Genomic DNA, 15762 nt, shown 5'->3' with positions numbered 1-15762 from the left:
GGGAGGAGGCCCGCCGGGCCGTGAGCACGTGTGGGGCGGCTACGGCCCGGCGGGAGCAGGGGAGGCTGAGCGGGTCCGGCGAAGTCCGGTGCGGTTCGGCAGCGCCCCGAAGGGGCGCGGGGCTGTATCCATATGCGGCTCCGCCGCGTGGGCGCGACCAGCCACGACGGCGCCACAGACGGCAGACGGCAGACGGCACATCGCGGCACTTCCAGCGGAGCGCTTAGGCCAGCCGCCAGACCTGGTTGGCGCCGCCGGTGCAGGTCCAGATCTCCAGTGCCGTGCTGTTGGCCGTGCCGTGCGCGACCGCGTCCAGGCACTTGCCGGATGCGACGTTGACCACGGTGCCGTCGGAACGCACCCGCCACTGCTGGGCCGTGCTGCCGTTGCAGTCCCAGATCTCCACCGCGCTGCCGTCCGCGGTGGCACCGCCGGTGACCTCCAGGCACTTGGAGTCGTAGACGGTCAGCTGGTTGCCGGTGGTGGAGGTCCAGGTCTGGTTGGTGCCGCCGTTGCAGTCCCACAGGGCGGGCTGCGCGCCGTTGGTCTGGCTGAAGCCGGGGACGTCCACGCAGCGGCCCGACTCCTGGCCCTTGACGGCCCCCGAGACCGCGCCGCGGATCCAGTTCTGGTTCGTGCCGCCGGTGCAGGTCCAGATCTCCAGCGGGGTGCCGGGGGTTCTGCCGCCCGCGGTGGCGTCCAGGCACTTGCCCGAGGCGGGGTTGACCACCGTACCGTCGCTGCTGACGGTCCACTGCTGGGCCGCCGAGCCGTTGCAGTCGTAGATCTGCACCGCCGTACCGTCGGCCGTCGCGCCGCCCTTGACGTCCAGGCACTTCGCCCCGCCGTAGACGGTGAGTCGGCCGGCGGGCGTCAGGGTCCAGGACTGGTTGGCGCCGCCGTTGCAGTCCCACAGCGCGATCTGGACGCCGTTGGTCTGGCTCGCCCCGGGCACGTCCGCGCACAGTCCGGACTGGCGGCCCTTGAGGACGCCGCCGTGGTTGCCCGGGGGGTTGGCGGTGACGGAGAGGTTGTCGAACTGGTCGGTCCGGTAGCCGACCACACCGATGCCGATCTGGCCCGCGGCGAAGGAGTCGTCGGTCGCGGTGCCGAGGGCGGCGCCGTCCGCGGTGGCGGTGATCAGGTCGCCGGAGAAGCCGAGGGCGAGGGTGTGCCACGAGTTGGTACCCAGCACTGCCCGGGTGCCGGAGGCCAGCGTGGTCAGGTTGCCGGCCGCCGAGCTCTTGACGATGGACCAGGCGCCGGTGTCGCTCACCCGCAGCCGGTACGCGGCCTGGTGGCTCTGCGGACGGTTCTGGGTGTTGGCCCGGCCGAGGAGTTCGACGGTGCCGGCCTGCTGCAGGTCGACGTCGGCCTTGACGGTGTAGTCGCTCCAGGTCGGGTCGCCGGCCAGCGAGAAGGGATCGGAGTCGTCCTGCCACTCGATCGGTTTGACCGGGGTCACCTGCTGCACGCACTGCCCCGTCCGGCCGTCGGCGCACGGGCGCGCCTCGAACGAGCCCTGCATGTCGGACAGATAGGTCGCCTCGGTGCCCGTCGCGTCGCTGTCGAACGTGTCGCCGTAGGGCAGTGCGAGGGCGTGGGCGGCGGGCGCGGTGGCGGTGCCCCTGCCCTGGCCGGTGGTCGTGGTGACGCTGTAGATCCAGCCGGGTTGCAGCGTCAGCGAGTAGGAGCCCCCGGCCGGGGTGATGTCCTGGGTGTGCACGAAGTCCGTGGCCGGGCTCGGGCTGTTCACCCGGGTCGCCCACACGTGCACCGCTCCGGTGGACAGGCCGCCCTTCACCTGGACGTCGACGGTCTGCGCCGAGCCGGCGGTGGTGGTCTCCAGCACCGTGGAGTAGTCGGAGCCGTTCGGCGATTTCAGCGTCACATAGGAGCCGTTGGACTCGGCTCCGCCGAGGTAGCCGGACGCGGAGTCGACGAACGTCCAGCCAGGCGTGGCGAACTGGGTGACCTGGGCGGTCGCCCACGTGTTCTCGCCGATCGCGTAGTTGCCGGACCACGGCGAGTTCGCGGTGGCCAGGCCGACCGTGCCGAACGGCAGGTTGGGGTAGAGGGCCGCGACCAGCGGCCAGTTGAGGTAGGCGGTCATCCGCGCGTCCACGTATCCGCGCACGATCGAGCGGATCAGCGCCGGCGCCCCGGCGTCCATGTCCAGGGAGCCGTTCTCGGAGGCCCACAGGGGCTTTCCGTTGTTCTTCGCCGTGGTGGTGCTGGAACAGGAGTCGGCGCTGCCGCCGTCGCCGCCCGCGCAGGGGTAGTGGGCGCCGATGACCGAAACGGCGTTGTCGAACGCCGTGTTGCTCGCCATGTCGTCGGCGACGCTCCAGCCCGAGTCGTCGGCGACGATCTGAACGGCGCCGTATCCCGCGTTGTCCAGCGCGGACCGCAACCGGACGTACCAGTCGGCGTCATGGCCCTTCTCGTTCCAGCCGCCGAGGTAGCCGACGGTGAGCCCGTGCTGTCTCGCGCAGTCCAGCCAGGAGATCAGGTAGCCGATGGTGTCGGTGGACCAGAAACCGCCGTTGATCCAGCCCGGGGCCGCCCAGGCCAGACCGTAGAACTTGATGTCCGGGTTACGGGCCTTGGCCTGCTCGGCGAGCCAGAACTCGTATCCGGCGTCGCAGTTGATCTGTCCCTTGGTGTGCTCGACGGACGGTTCCGAGCCGTCCGTGGAGTTGGCGTCCCCGCCGATCTCCAGCTTCAGCAGCTGAAGGTCCGCGCCGTAACCCGGCTTGAACAGATAGTCGAGGATCTGCGACCGCTGGGCGGCCGGATAGTCACGCAGCAGCCGGGAGTTGCCCCCGCCGCCGCTGATCGCGCCGATTCCGTCGAACGTCCGGCCGCTCTGACCGCCGTCCACCGTGATCGTCGTGTCCGTCGCCGCGCGGGCCGGCGGCACACCGGCCACGAGGAGGGCGGCCACCAGAGCCGTGAGCCACAGGGGCAGGAGGCATTTCAGGGTTCGCTGCACAGCGTCGTCCTTCTCCAGTGGGGGGTGAGGACTGCTCTTGAGAGCGCTCTCACGTGAGCGCTCAACGTCGAACCGTGCGTGGAGGTTTGGGCGCCAGTGTGGAGTCCTGTTGAATTACCGTCAAGGTCTGTACCAGAGAACCTGTTTGAATCAGACGGAATGCGTTGAGCCTGCCAGGCCGCAGGCCGTCAACACTCACACACAGTCACACGGTCACCCACCTTGACGGGTGCATGATCGATAGCCAACACTGCCAAACAGGTCTACACCAATCGAGTACTCGTGCGTTGGGGGACACGTGTCCCGTCCTGCCAAGGAGTGCCTCTTGCTCTCACGACGCGCCTTCCTGTCCGTCGCCGCGACCGCACCCGTGGCCGTGGCCGCGCCTGCCGCCCCCGTCCTGATGCCCGGGCTCGCCCCGACCGCCTCGGCCGCGGCGTCGCTGCCGATCACCCTGCAGAACAACTCCGGCTCCAGCACCGTCTACGCCTACATCTCCGGTGCGGACAGCAGCGGCCGGCCCGGCTTCGTCACCGCGGACGGCGTCTTCCACAGACTGTCCAACCCCTCCACGACCCTGACGCCCGTGCCGGACTACGCCATCGTCCTGGGCGCGTCCGGCACTTCCACCACACTCACCGTCACCGACTACGTGATCGGCGGCCGCGTCTGGTTCTCCGTCGGGAAGAAGATCCAGTTCTTCGTCAACCCCGGCCCCGGGCTGGTGCAGCCCGGATTCACCAGCTCCGATCCCAACTGGCTGACGGACTGGACCTTCTGCGAGTTCACGTACAACAGCACCAACCTGTACGCGAACATCAGCTACGTGGACCTGGTCGCCGCGCCCGTCTCCATGCGGACCACCGGCAGTTCCGGGCAGCAGACGGTCAGCCCGCTGCCGGCCGGGGCACTGCCCTCGATCGCGTCGGGGCTGGTCACCCAGTACCAGACCGATGGCGCTCCCTGGAACTCCCTCGTGGTCACGAACAGCGGCGGCACCGTCCTGCGCGTCATGTCCCCCGTGCACTCACCGACTTCGGCAGCTACTGGAACTCCTACCTCGACCAGGTGTGGAGCCGCTTCTCCAGCTCAACGCTCACCGTGGACACCCAGTCCCTCGGCACGTACACCGGCAAGGTCTCGGGCGACACTCTCGTCTTCACCGGCCTGAACACGAACGGCGTACCCTTCACCCGCCCCGGCGCGAGCGACATCTTCAGCTGCGACAGCGGGCCGCTGTACAACTCCGGGGGCAACGCGCGGGGCGCCGTGGCCGCCCGCCTTGCCGCCGCGCTCAATCGGAGCACCCTTCTGCTGGCCGGCGGACAGAACCAGCCCGGCGGCGTCGCCGCTGCGCAGTACTACACCAACGCCGTGACCAACCACTACGCCCGGCTGGTCCACAAGTACGCGTCGATCGGCTATGCATTCCCGTACGACGACGTCGGGCCCACCGGCAGCACACCCGTCGACGGACATCTCCAGGACTACGCACCGACATCCTGGACAGTCGCCCTCGGCAGCAGTGCCGGCGGTTAGAGACAACGGCTCTCGGTGCTCAACTCCGAGGATCGTCCGGCCGTCATGCGGCTCACTTGGTGCCGTGGTCCGGCAGGGTGACGCTGACCGTCTTGAGCTGGGTGTACTCGTAGAGGGCCTCGATGCCCTTCTCCCGGCCGATGCCGCTCGTCTTGTAGCCGCCGAACGGTGTCTCGATGCCCATGACGCCGCCGTTGACAGCGACCTGGCCGGCCTCGATGCGATGGGCCAGTGCCATCCCTCGGGCGGTGTCCCCGCACCACACGGCGCCGGCCAGGCCGTACTCGGTGGCGTTGGCGAGCGTGACGGCTTCGTCCTCGGTGTCGAACGGGATGGCGACCAGCACCGGCCCGAAGATCTCCTCTCGGGCCACCCGCATGTCGGGCTTGACGTCGGTGAGCACGGTCGGCTGGATGTAGAGCCCCCGCTCGGGCACCCCGTCCTCGCACTTGTGCCCGCCGACGGCGGCGTCGGCGCCCTCCTGCCGTGCGGTGGCCAGCATCCCGAGCACCTTGTCGAACTGGGCGGGAGTGACGATCGGGCCGAAGTCCTCGCCGGGCCGCTTGTCGTTCAGGATCGCGCCGATACGACGTACCAGATCGTCCTGCACGCTGCGCTCGACCAGCAGCCGGGTGGTCGCCGAGCAGACCTGCCCCGAGTTGGTCAGGACGGACATCGCCGCTGCCCTCGCGGCAGCGTCGAGGTCGGCGTCGGCGAAGACCAGAATCGGGCTCTTGCCGCCCAGTTCGAGGGCGACCGGTATGACGCGCTCGGCGGCGATCCGACCGATGGCCCGGCCCGTGGCGACCGAGCCGGTGAAGCTGACCCGGCGGACGAGGGGGTGTGAGACCAGCGGGACGCCGACGGCGGGGCCGAGTCCGGTGACGACGTTGAGGACGCCGTCGGGCAGTCCGGCCTCGGTGGTGATCCGCCCCAGGGCCAGGGAGGTGGCGGAGGTGAACTCGCTCGGCTTGAGCACGACCGTGTTGCCGGCCGCCAGCGCGGGGGCGATGCCGCGACAGCCCTGGTTGAGGGGGCCGTTCCACGGGGTGATGACGGCGACGACGCCATAGGGCTCGTGCCGGGTGTAGGTCAGGTTCTGCGGGCCCTGGTCGATCGTGTCGCCGGCGAGGGTGCGCACGATGGAGCCGTAGTAGTCGAAGTAGTCGGCGGCGACGAGCAGTTCCATGCGGGCGGGAGCGGGTAGTTTGCCGCCTTCTGCGCATTCCAGCTCGACGAGCCGGTCGATGTCCTTCCGTATCCCGGCCGCGATGGAGGTGAGGACCCGGGAGCGTTCTGCGGTGGTGGTCCGCCCCCATGCCTGCTGGGCCTGGTGGGCGGCGATGACGGCCTGCTCGACGTCCTCGGCGGAGCCGTCGGCGATGCGGAACACGAGTCCGCCGTCGTGGGGGCTGGTGGAGTCCAGGTGGCGGCCCGAGGCCGGCGGCGCCGGGTGGCCGCCGATCCAGTGCTCGAACTGCGTGACGGTGTCCATGATGTTCTCCGTTCCTGTGGTGGCGGATCGCGCGGCCCTGGCGTTCGCTTCGGCGGGCTCATCGACGTGGCACGGCGGTCGGTGCAGGTGACGTCTCCATGGGCCGTCGGACACGTCCTAGTTCCAGCGGCCGAACTGCTCGACGTAGGCGTCGCCCGTCACCGGTCGCCCCTGGTAGGTGCCGCGCACCGATGAGTCGGCCTCGTCGATTCCCGGCGTGAACGGCTGGTTGGACTGGATCTCCTGGAGCACGGGCCGGGCGGTCACGACGAGCTTGGTGTTCAGACCGGGGATCGTGACGGTCCACTTGCCGGCGTAGCGCTGGCCGGTCGTGGGGCTGGTCTCGAAGCGGGTGGCCTGCGGGGCGAGCGGATCGACCGAGACGACGCGGTGCGTGCCGTCGGGACTGAGCACGGTGGCCCAGTGCTTTTCCCCGTTGTCGTCGAACATGTCCCACAGGTCGAGGACTTGACCGTTGTCGAGCCGTACGGCCATCCAGGTCCACTTGTGCAGCGTGTCCCAGTTCCAGTTGCCCCACTGGCGGTCGAGCCAGGACGTGCCGGTGACCTGCTCGGTCGAGCCGTCCAGCGTGAGGGTACCGGAGGTCTGCAGGTTGGGGAGCGAGTAGTAGTAGCTGGTGTCGTCCAGGAAGGGGAACAGGCCGGTGCCGTTGTTGTAGAGCGTGGGGCCGACGGCCTTCAGCCTGACGTCCAACGTCCCCTTTCCCTGGGGCAGTTCCGCCTTCAGGTGCATGGCGTCGAGCGGGCCGGACAGTGACGCGTTCGGCATCCGCACATCGAGCTTGTCGGCGGACGTGCTGAACTGGTCGGGCTTGAAGGCGTTCTGCTCCGAGGTGTACGCCCCGCTCTCCTCATCCGTGAGGGAGATCTGGGTGATGCCCTTGCGGCTGAGCTGCACCTCGTAGCCGTACTTGTGACCGCCGGCCCGGAGGTGACCGACGGTGTACCACCATTCCTGCTTGGCGTTCGGGTGTGCCGCCTGGTCGGCGGGCATGTGGACGAAGGTGGGGAAGCCCGGGTCGGCGCTCGGACCGGGCCGCGACACCTCCTGCGAAGCGGTGTGTGCGTGGCTGCGAGCGTCGTCGGCCGCCGCAGGCATTCCCAAGGAGCCTGCGGTGGCGACTCCGGCAAGGGCGACCGCCACCGCCCTGCGTCCGTGGACCCGGTTCAGGGTGCGCATCGGTTTTCTCCTCTCGTGACGAGTTCTCGACGGCGGCCGAAGTGCCGGCCGGGTACATCTAGCGCGTGCGTGACAAGGAGTTGCGCGACCGGCCGCGCACGATCTCGGCCAGCCGGGCAGCCTGCTCATCCACGGCCTGGGGTCCGTTGCCGGTCAGCAGGGAGTGGTCGGCGTCCCAGATCACCTTGACGGCCGAGGGATTGAGGGAGAGGTTGACGTCGTAACCGGCCTCCTTGAGTGCCACGTCGACGTAGTAGGTCAGGCGCGTGCGCTCGCCGGGCACCTTCGGGTACTGGAACCCGAGCATCGCCTTCTCGCCGTACTTCGGCACGGTGGTGATCCGTGCGCCCTTGAAGGCATGGTCGAGATCGGTCGTGACCTTCCCGTCGCCGTCGACCCGGTAGCGCGCCGAGGTGAGGGCCACCGGGGCATGGCAGATGAGCGAAATCGGGACGTCTGCTTCGCGCAGCGTGTGGAGCAACTCCCCCATCCACGGGTTGTCGTGGAAGTCGACCATCGGGGCATGTCCGCCGGGCATGTGGACGAAGGCCAGGTCTGCCAGCGAGAAGCCGGATGCGGGATCGCGGTGCCGTTCGATCAGCTGCTGGACGGACAGGTACTCGCGCAGCGGCGATGCCTCGAAGCCGGTGACGACTTCCTCTCGGACGGAGGTGGCCTCTGCGTCGGTCCTGGGAAGCGGCTCGGAGACCAGGATGCGGCCGAGAAGCCTGTGAGCGAGGGCGAGTTCGGTCTCACGACGCTTGAGGAGGTCCGGATTCCTCTCACGCAGCTTCTCGGGGCTGAACCGCTCGACTCCGCTCTGCATGGTGGTGCGGGCGGTGGCGAGACCGAGGTTTCCGCCCGCCTGGAAGTTGAGAGCGAGACCGTTGACGTCGAGCTGCGGCAGCCGGCCGTCCGGCGTGGCCAGGATGAAGTCGTAGTCGCTCTCGAACTTCGCCATCACGGCGGCGAGTTCGACGAGGAAGAAGCCGGTCGGTATCCCGGGGTGGCCGGCGGGCTCGCTCAGCGGGAGCACACGTGCCGACGACAGGACGATCAGAGCCTTGGGCCGAGGGGTGCTGGATTCGGTCACGGTCTTTCCTTCTCTTCGGAGTTGGTTTCGGAGCGGGGGCTTTCACGCCGGCACACCGGACGAGCGTTTGACGAGCGCGTCGAAGGTGCGGTCCGGCAACAGCCTGCTGAGGAGAATGAGCGGGCGCGCTCCGAAACCGACGCGGTAGCGGGTGCGCGGATGCCGGGCGGTCGCCGCCTTGGCCACGGTCTTGCCGATGACGGTGGCAGGTGAGGCCATGCGGGTGCCGGGCTGCGAGCTTCTCTCCAGGGACTGGGCCATCGCGTCGGCCTGCTCGGCGTACGGTCCGTGGCAGGAGGTGGCACGCAGTTTTTCGGCCGCGATCACACCCCAGTCGGTCTGGACGGAGCCGGGCTCGATGAGTACGACGTCGATGCCGAACCGCTTGAGTTCCAGGCGCAGCGCGTCGCTGAGGCCTTCGACGGCGTACTTGCTGGCGTGGTACCAGGCCCCCATGGGCGTGGCGAACCGGCCGCCCATGGAGCTGATGTTCACGATGGTGCCGCTGCGCCGGGCGCGCATGTGCGGCAGGACCAGCTGGGTCAGTCGCGCCAGGCCGAAGACGTTCACCTCGATCTGTGCGCGGGCCTCCTCCATGGGAACGTCCTCCAGCGCACCGTACGAGCCGTAGCCGGCGTTGTTGACGAGAACGTCGATGCGGCCCTGGGCCGCGATGATCTCGGCGACCGCGTTACTGACCGAGATCTCACTGGTGACGTCGAGCGAGAGCGTTCGCACGCCGGACGCCGCCAGGCCGCTCATCCGGTCGGTGCGCCGGGCCGCGCCGTAGACGATGAAGCCGGCCTTCTGCAGCTGTCGAGCGGCGGCTTCACCGATGCCCGAGGAAGCACCGGTGACCAGGGCTACCTTTTTCGTCATTGCCGTTCCTTGCGAGTCGTGCCCCAGCTCACCGGGGCTTTGAAGCAGTCAGGCTCGGGGCGGAGGCCGGTCCAGGGCGATCGGCGGCTTCCGTGGCTTTCAGCCGGTCCCACCTAACAGACCGGCGGCCTCTTCGACTATAAGAGACCTTCGGTCTCTACACAAGGGACCGCAGGTCTGTAACATGTGGGCATGAACTCGTTCCAGCGCGCCAGAAGCGAGGAGCAGCGCGAAGTACGCCGCCGGAGCATCCTGGAGACGGCGGCGACCATGCTCAGCGAGATGCCGGTCTCGGCCATGAGCCTCAATGAGCTCAGCCGCCGCGTGGGACTCGCGAAGTCCAACGTCATGCGCTATTTCGAGTCGCGCGAGGCAGTCCTGCTGGACCTCCTGGAGAGTCTCACCCGCGATTTCCTGACAGAGGTGGTCGATCAGCTGCCCGCCTGCGTCGACCGGTCGGGTTCCGCGGTCGCGAGGGCCGAGGCGGTGGCATCCGGTCTGGCCGCATCGTTCGCGTCCCGGAAGATGCTCTGCGAGTTGCTCAGCGCCCAGGCCGGCATCCTTGAGCACAACGTCTCCGCCGAGGTGGCCGCGAGATACAAGCGCGGGGCCCACGACGGTCTTGCCGGTCTGGCAGGCATGCTGCAGGAGATCCTGCCCGAGCTCGGCGACCGAGCGGCCGCCGAAGCGGCCAGCATGACGATCGTTCTCGTCGGAGCGTTGTGGACGCACAGCCATCCGGCGGCGGCCGTGCGTGCCGCCTATGCCACCGATCCGAGTCTCGTCTTCCTCCGTACACCCTTCGCCGCGACGCTCGAGCGTTCGATCACGATCTTCCTGATCGGCCTGCTGGCCGACTCCGACCGGTGATCCCAGCCGAACCGGCCGAACGCGGACTTGCCGTTGCTGACACACGTTCCAGCCGCCGCGCATGTGCTCAGTGCGGTGCGCGGCTCAGTGCCGTGCGCGGTTCAGTTCCGCGGCGGTGCGACTGAGCGGGCGTACTCGGTGGGTGTCCGGCCGTAGTGCTTCTTGAAGGCTCGGATGAAATGGCTGCTGTCCGCGAACTGCCAGTGGGCGGCGAGTTCCGAGACGCTCAGCCGCCCGGTGGGAGCGGTGAGGGCGAGTCGGGCCTCTTCCAGGCGTCGCCGGCGAATGTAGGCGGTCACCGGCTCTCCCGTCGCGGCGAATGCCCGTTGCAGGTTGCGCACGGAGACATTGAGTTCACGGGCCAGCATCGTGCCGGAGAGTTCGGGGTCGGCCAGGCGGCTGTCCGCGAGGTCCTTCGCTGCCTGGACCAGCGCGGGGGCCAGTTGGGGTTCCGCGTCGTCGATCCGGCGCCTGGCCACCGCCTTGGCCAGTTCGATGAGCGTGCTGTGGGCGGCTTGCACTCCGGCCGGCGCGAGGTCGGCGACGGTGTCGTACATCATGTTCGCGTGGGCCACCAGCAGGCGCACCTCGGCGGAGTCCGCCGGCCCGCTGACGCTCTGCCGTCGCCCCAGCAGTGGTTTCAGCATGGCCGCGGGCAGCACGAGGACCTTCGCCCTCGTGTCCGGCACCGTCTCGAAGTGCAGCGGCCGTCCGATGTGACGCAGGAGGAACTGCCCCGCCGCCACGGTCTGTTCGGCGCGGGCGAGCGGGGCTCCCAACGTCCAGGAGCCGTGTTGCACGACGTACATCCGCACCTGGTCCTCGACGCCGTCGAGGGGGCCCTCGGTCCGGATGGCCGACGCGCCGTGGAGATCGGTGACAGCCACGTCGCCCACCTTGGTGGCGCGGCTCCTGACCCTGAAGTCACGGGTCGTGGCCGGGCTGAACGTCGGCAGCGGGAAGCCGTCGCCGATCTCCGCCTCCCAGCCGCTGCGGAAGGCGTCGAAGCCCGAGCCGTCGGCCTTCGTTCCGCTGCCGCTCATCGACGGTGCCCTCCGCCTTCCTGACCCCGCGCTGTCTGGCGCCGATGTTCCGTCCGGCCGACGCCCTGGTTCAAGCCTGTTCCGGGTCGGTCTTCCTAGGGTTCGAGACAGGGCCAACCGCCCGCCCCGGCCCGGCGGATACACCGGCGGACGCACAGGAGGAGAGCCTCGTGAGCCAACAGTATTCCGGCCGCTCGGCTGTCGGCACGAGGGGTGCCGGCGTCAGAGCCGCTACCGCGTGCCAGTGCGCCGTGCATCGCCCCGTCGAGGTACGGACAGGCGATCGGCGACTTCGTCGACACCAGGTCATGCCCGGCGGCGGCTAGCCCGGCGACCGCCATGAAGCGGCGCCGTACCCCTTGCACGAGCCGCGCGCAGAGCACATCAGGACCGCCCGGAGCGGACGCGCGGGCGACACCACCACGTCACACATGAGGAGTTGGAGAATCTCGATGGCTGAGGACACGTTCACAGGCAAGGTCGTCATTGTCACCGGCGGCGGATCGGGCATCGGCGCGGCCACCGCTCACCGTTTCGCCGCCGGGGGTGCCACGGTGGTCATCATCGGTCGAACGCAGGCCAAGCTCGACAAGGTGATGTCCGACGCGCCGACGGGATCGACGCTGATCGCCCGGGTCGGTGACGTCTCGGACGAGGAGGAGATCACCGGGCTGGTGGACGCCGTGGCCCAGGAACACGGCCGGCTGGACACTCTGGTCAACAATGCCGCGACCTGCGAGCCGTTGGGCACCGTGTCCGACATCGACGCGACGGGCTGGCGACGTGTCATGTCCACCGATGTCGACGGAGTCTTCTTCGCCTCCAGGGCCGCACTTCCGCACCTGCGCGCCGTGGGCGGCAGCATCGTCAATGTCGGTTCGGCCTCCGGGCTCGGCGGTGACTGGGGTCTGGCCGCTTACGACGCCGCCAAGGGCGCGGTGACCAACCTGACCAACGCCATGGCGCTCGACCACGGTGCGGAAGGCGTCCGGGTCAACGCCGTCCACCCCAGCATGATCTCCACCGACATGACCGCGGGATTCCTGCAGAACGACGCGATCGTCGCCGCCGCCCTCAACCGTGTCCCCATGCAGCGCTTCGGCGAGCCCGCCGAGGCGGCTTCCGTCATCACGTTCCTGGCGAGTCCGGCGGCGAGTTACGTGAACGGGGCCCATATCCGCGTCGACGGCGGCCTCGGCGCATCGAACGGCAACCCGCACATCGCGTAACCCGGTGACATGCGAGGCGGATCGCCGCAGTCGGGGGTGCAGGTCGACCCCGCATGCCAAACCTCGCCGAACGAAAGGAAGTTGCGTGTCCGCTTTCCTCGACGACCTGCAGAAGGCGATCTCGACGCACGATCTCGAGGGTCTCGTCTCCTGCTTCACGGAGGACTACCGCTGCGACATGCCGACCCACCCGGCGCGCAGTTTCGTGGGGCAGGAAGTAGTACGCGAGAACTGGGCCGGCCTCTTCGCCCGCGTGCCGGACATCGAGGCACGCGTACTGCGGTCCGTCCGGGACGGCGATGCCATCTGGAGCGAGTGGGAGATGACCGGTACCACCGTCGAGGGCACGTCTCAGCTGCTGAGGGGCGTGGTCATCGTGCGCGTCGAGGGTGACCGGGCGGCGCAGGCGAACTTCTACCTGGATCCCGTCGAGTAGGACGTACCCCGGTCGCGTGGCCGGCCTACTGAGGTGAGCCCATGGCGATGCTCCACAGCATCGACCGCAGGAGCGCCTGCTGGGCGGCCGGGATGGTCACCAGCCGCTGCCGAACCGCCTCGTCGCGCGCCGCGGCCACCTTGTCCTGCAGGGCGAGCCCGGCCGCGGTCGCCTGGGAAAAGCGGCTCGTCACCGTGCTTCCAGCGGAGCGCTCGGCGTCGCGTCAGGCCTCCGGGGCCGCGACGAAGCGTTCCAGCAGGGTGCACAGCAGGTCCTGGTCGCCCTCGTCCATGTGGCCGAGGAGTCGTGCGGCCACGTCGTCGGCGACGACGGACGCCTCGGCGAACAGCGCCCTGCCCTGTTCGGTGATCTCGACGGCGTAGGCGCGCCGGTCGGTGGGCGAGGGACGGCGTACGGCCAGGCCACGGGTCTCCAGATCGTCGACCGTGCGCACCATCGAGGACTTGTCGCCGCCGGTGAGGTCGATGAGCCGGCGCTGGCTGAGCGCTCCGTGCAGGTTCAGGTTGAGCAGGACGCCGTAGTGGCGGCCCTCGATACCCAGGGGACGCAGGGCGTCGGCGAACGTATGGGCGGCGCGCCGCTGGGCGAGGCGGAGCAACGGGCCGACGCGGACACGGCCTGGGCCGGGGCGGGGGCCGGGTGGGCGCGGGGTGGAGTCAGGCGGGTTCATCGGCATCAGCATAGGGCAAGGTGAGATTGGTTCCAGTAAGACAGTTCCATATGGCACTATCTCGTGCATGCCTAAATCGACTGCGTCCACCTCGCCCCCGGTCCAGGTGCTGCCCCCACCCGCGAACGGCAGACGTCCTCCGGTGCGGCGCTGGGCCCTGATGCTCTTCCGAACGGTGGTGACCTGCGAGGCCGCCCTCGCTCTGGGGCAGGCGGTCCTCGCCGGAAGCTTCCTGTCCGGCCACTACGCGGCCCTCGACCTCCACGCGCTCAACGCCACCGCCACCGGGCTCACCGCCGTGGCGCAGACCGCGGCCGCGCTGCTGCTGTGGCGGCCGGGCGGCGGACCGGGCTGGCCGGCCCTGGCCTCCGTCGCGCTCTTCGGCGCGGAGGCCGGGCAGATAGCCATGGGGTACGGGCGGGTGCTCGTCGTTCATGTCCCGCTGGGCGTGGCCATCATCGCCTGTACGGTGCTGATGCTGGTCCGGGCCTGGCGCCCGGCGGCCGCATGGACCCCGTCCTCCCGTACCGAGGGCGCCGGGTCCACCGAGGGCTCGGCTGCCGAGGAGGGGTCCGCATGACCGGCGGCATCGCCAGGCGGCGCCTGCTCGCCGCGGCGGCCGTGGGCGGCGGCGCGCTCACCGCGGGCGGATGGGCCGTGGCCGGCGGGGCTCTGACGTCCGGTCAGCCGGGGCTGCTGCTGCGCAGCCGGGCCCCGCTGCCGAGGCCGTACGAGGTGCCGCTGCCCGTGCCGTCCCGGCTCGCACCGGTCAGCACGAGCGGCACGGCGGACGTCTACGAGATCACCCAGCGGCCGGCGCGGCTGCGGATCCTCCCGGGCCTGGAGACCGACGCCTGGACCTATGACGGGACGTTCCCGGGGCCGACCATCGTGTCCCGTTCCGGACGCCGGACGGTGGTGCGGCACCGCAACGAGCTGCCCCGTCCGACCGTGGTCCACCTGCACGGCGGGCACACCCCGTACGGCAGCGACGGCTATCCGACCGCGTTGATCCTGCCTCGGAACAGCACGGCGGGCACGGCGGGCACAGCAGGCGCAGCAGGCATGGCCGGGATGCCGGGCATGTCCGGGGCCGGTGACGCGCTGGACACCGCCGCCGGGCAGCGGACGTACACGTACCCGATGGAGCAGCGGGCCGCCACCCTCTGGTACCATGACCACCGCATGGGCTTCACCGGACCGAACGTCTGGCACGGGCTCGCCGGGTTCCATCTGGTCCACGACGACGAGGAGGAGGCCCTGCCCCTGCCCGCCGGGGAGCGCGACATACCGATGCTGATCGCCGACCGCTCCTTCGCGGCCGACGGCTCCTTCCAGTACCCGGCGCTCGATGCCGGACAGCGCACGGCGGGCGTCACCGACCGGTACATGGACGGCGTCCTGGGCGACGTCGTCCTGGTCAACGGGGCGCCCTGGCCGGTGCTCGAGACCCAGCGGCTGCGCTACCGGCTGCGGCTGCTCAACGGCTCCAACGCCCGCCGCTACCGACTGGCGCTCGACCCCGCACCGCCGGGCGGCGGCGCCCTGGTGCAGATCGGCGGCGACGGGGGCCTGCTGGAGCGGCCGCTCGCGCACGACACCCTGGACATCGCCCCGGCCGAACGCTTCGACGTGGTCGTCGACTTCGCCCGCTACCGGCCCGGCACCCGGGTACGGCTGGTCAACCGGCTGGGCAGCGGCGGCACCGCGACCGTCATGCGGTTCGACGTCTCCGGTGCCCGGCCGCCGGCCGACGACTCCCGTGTACCGGACCGGCTCTCGACGATTCCCGCACCACGGGCCGACCGGGCCGCGGCGACCCGTACCTTCCGCTTCCAGCGGCGGGCCGGATCCGGATGGACCATCAACGGCCGCCCCTACGAGCCCGGCAGGCCGCTGGCGACCGTCCGCCTCGGCACCACCGAGGTGTGGCGGTTCGTCACCGACTTCCACCACCCCGTGCACCTGCACCTGAACCACTTTCAGGTGACCGCCCGCAACGGCCGGTCGCCCGGCCCGTACGACGCGGGCTGGAAGGACACCGTGGATCTGCGTCCCGCCGAGTCCGTGGAGATCGTCACGCGCTTCACCGACTACCCCGGGCGGTTTCTGCTGCACTGCCACAACCTCGAACACGAGGACATGGGGATGATGGCCGACTTCGTCACAGAGTGAGCCGGCCCCTCCCGCCGATCGCACAGCCGAACGGCTGCGGACCGCTTGCAGACGCGGCCCGCAGCTGCGGCCCAGTGTGATGGCTGCGGCCCTGAACGTACTCGAAGGCCAACCGGT

Annotated in this window: 13 protein-coding genes and 1 pseudogene; 6 read left to right on the top strand and 8 right to left on the bottom strand. The window is 69.8% G+C overall.

The genetic code is table 11. From position 1 onward, the window contains the following. Window positions 1–223: 223 nt before the first annotated feature. Entirely contained in the window at window positions 224–2995 is a 2772-nt protein-coding gene (locus tag SSP29_RS41675; RefSeq protein WP_150135944.1) for a ricin-type beta-trefoil lectin domain protein, read from the bottom strand. Between the two features lie 403 nt (window positions 2996–3398). On the opposite strand from SSP29_RS41675, the pseudogene SSP29_RS61410 reads away from it, so the two are divergent. Further along, window positions 3399–4534 (top strand): annotated as a pseudogene (locus tag SSP29_RS61410) (beta-1,3-glucanase family protein). A gap of 52 nt (window positions 4535–4586) precedes the next feature. Here the strand turns inward: SSP29_RS61410 and SSP29_RS41665 are convergent. The 4 genes from SSP29_RS41665 to SSP29_RS41650 form a co-directional block, all read right to left on the bottom strand. Next, window positions 4587–6029 (bottom strand): aldehyde dehydrogenase family protein, encoded by a 1443-nt coding sequence (locus SSP29_RS41665; RefSeq protein ID WP_150135942.1) that lies wholly within the window; start codon window positions 6027–6029, stop codon window positions 4587–4589. A gap of 117 nt (window positions 6030–6146) precedes the next feature. After that, the gene (locus SSP29_RS41660) at window positions 6147–7229 is read right to left on the bottom strand and encodes a lipocalin-like domain-containing protein (protein WP_167450127.1); all 1083 of its coding nucleotides are present in this window, start codon (window positions 7227–7229) and stop codon (window positions 6147–6149) included. 58 nt (window positions 7230–7287) lie between these two features. Beyond that, the gene (locus SSP29_RS41655) at window positions 7288–8322 is read right to left on the bottom strand and encodes a type 1 glutamine amidotransferase family protein (RefSeq protein WP_089106161.1); all 1035 of its coding nucleotides are present in this window, start codon (window positions 8320–8322) and stop codon (window positions 7288–7290) included. Between the two features lie 42 nt (window positions 8323–8364). Next, window positions 8365–9201: an oxidoreductase gene (locus tag SSP29_RS41650; RefSeq protein ID WP_089106160.1), complete on the bottom strand. Its 837-nt coding sequence runs from the start codon at window positions 9199–9201 to the stop codon at window positions 8365–8367. 192 nt (window positions 9202–9393) lie between these two features. On the opposite strand from SSP29_RS41650, the gene SSP29_RS41645 reads away from it, so the two are divergent. Continuing rightward, window positions 9394–10071, top strand: coding sequence for a TetR/AcrR family transcriptional regulator (locus tag SSP29_RS41645; RefSeq protein WP_089106159.1), 678 nt, complete (start codon window positions 9394–9396; stop codon window positions 10069–10071). Between the two features lie 101 nt (window positions 10072–10172). Here SSP29_RS41645 and SSP29_RS52000 read toward each other — a convergent pair whose 3' ends face one another. After that, window positions 10173–11114, bottom strand: coding sequence for a helix-turn-helix domain-containing protein (locus SSP29_RS52000; protein WP_107436361.1), 942 nt, complete (start codon window positions 11112–11114; stop codon window positions 10173–10175). A 452-nt stretch (window positions 11115–11566) separates the two neighbouring features. Between SSP29_RS52000 and budC the strand changes: the two genes are divergently transcribed. Both budC and SSP29_RS41630 read left to right on the top strand, forming a co-directional pair. Further along, on the top strand, window positions 11567–12343 hold the full coding sequence (budC, locus tag SSP29_RS41635) for a meso-2,3-butanediol dehydrogenase (protein WP_089106158.1): 777 nt from the start codon (window positions 11567–11569) through the stop codon (window positions 12341–12343). Between the two features lie 85 nt (window positions 12344–12428). Next, window positions 12429–12779, top strand: coding sequence for a nuclear transport factor 2 family protein (locus tag SSP29_RS41630; RefSeq protein WP_089106157.1), 351 nt, complete (start codon window positions 12429–12431; stop codon window positions 12777–12779). Window positions 12780–12804: 25 nt separating this feature from the next. Here the strand turns inward: SSP29_RS41630 and SSP29_RS58885 are convergent, their stop codons facing one another. After that, the gene (locus SSP29_RS58885; protein ID WP_167450126.1) at window positions 12805–12972 is read right to left on the bottom strand and encodes a hypothetical protein; all 168 of its coding nucleotides are present in this window, start codon (window positions 12970–12972) and stop codon (window positions 12805–12807) included. Between the two features lie 30 nt (window positions 12973–13002). Next, the gene (locus tag SSP29_RS41625; protein ID WP_218036966.1) at window positions 13003–13470 is read right to left on the bottom strand and encodes a MarR family winged helix-turn-helix transcriptional regulator; all 468 of its coding nucleotides are present in this window, start codon (window positions 13468–13470) and stop codon (window positions 13003–13005) included. A 67-nt stretch (window positions 13471–13537) separates the two neighbouring features. Here SSP29_RS41625 and SSP29_RS41620 point away from each other — a divergent pair, with 67 nt between their 5' ends. Both SSP29_RS41620 and SSP29_RS41615 read left to right on the top strand, forming a co-directional pair. Further along, window positions 13538–14050 (top strand): hypothetical protein, encoded by a 513-nt coding sequence (locus SSP29_RS41620; RefSeq protein WP_145969013.1) that lies wholly within the window; start codon window positions 13538–13540, stop codon window positions 14048–14050. Then, window positions 14047–15645: a multicopper oxidase family protein gene (locus SSP29_RS41615; protein ID WP_089106155.1), complete on the top strand. Its 1599-nt coding sequence runs from the start codon at window positions 14047–14049 to the stop codon at window positions 15643–15645. The genes SSP29_RS41620 and SSP29_RS41615 overlap by 4 nt, the downstream gene beginning before the upstream one ends. The last annotated feature ends 117 nt before the right edge of the window (window positions 15646–15762 follow it).

Source organism: Streptomyces hyaluromycini (genome assembly GCF_002217755.1).
Classification (GTDB): domain Bacteria; phylum Actinomycetota; class Actinomycetes; order Streptomycetales; family Streptomycetaceae; genus Streptomyces; species Streptomyces hyaluromycini.
This window is presented reverse-complemented; position numbering and strand designations above follow the sequence as displayed.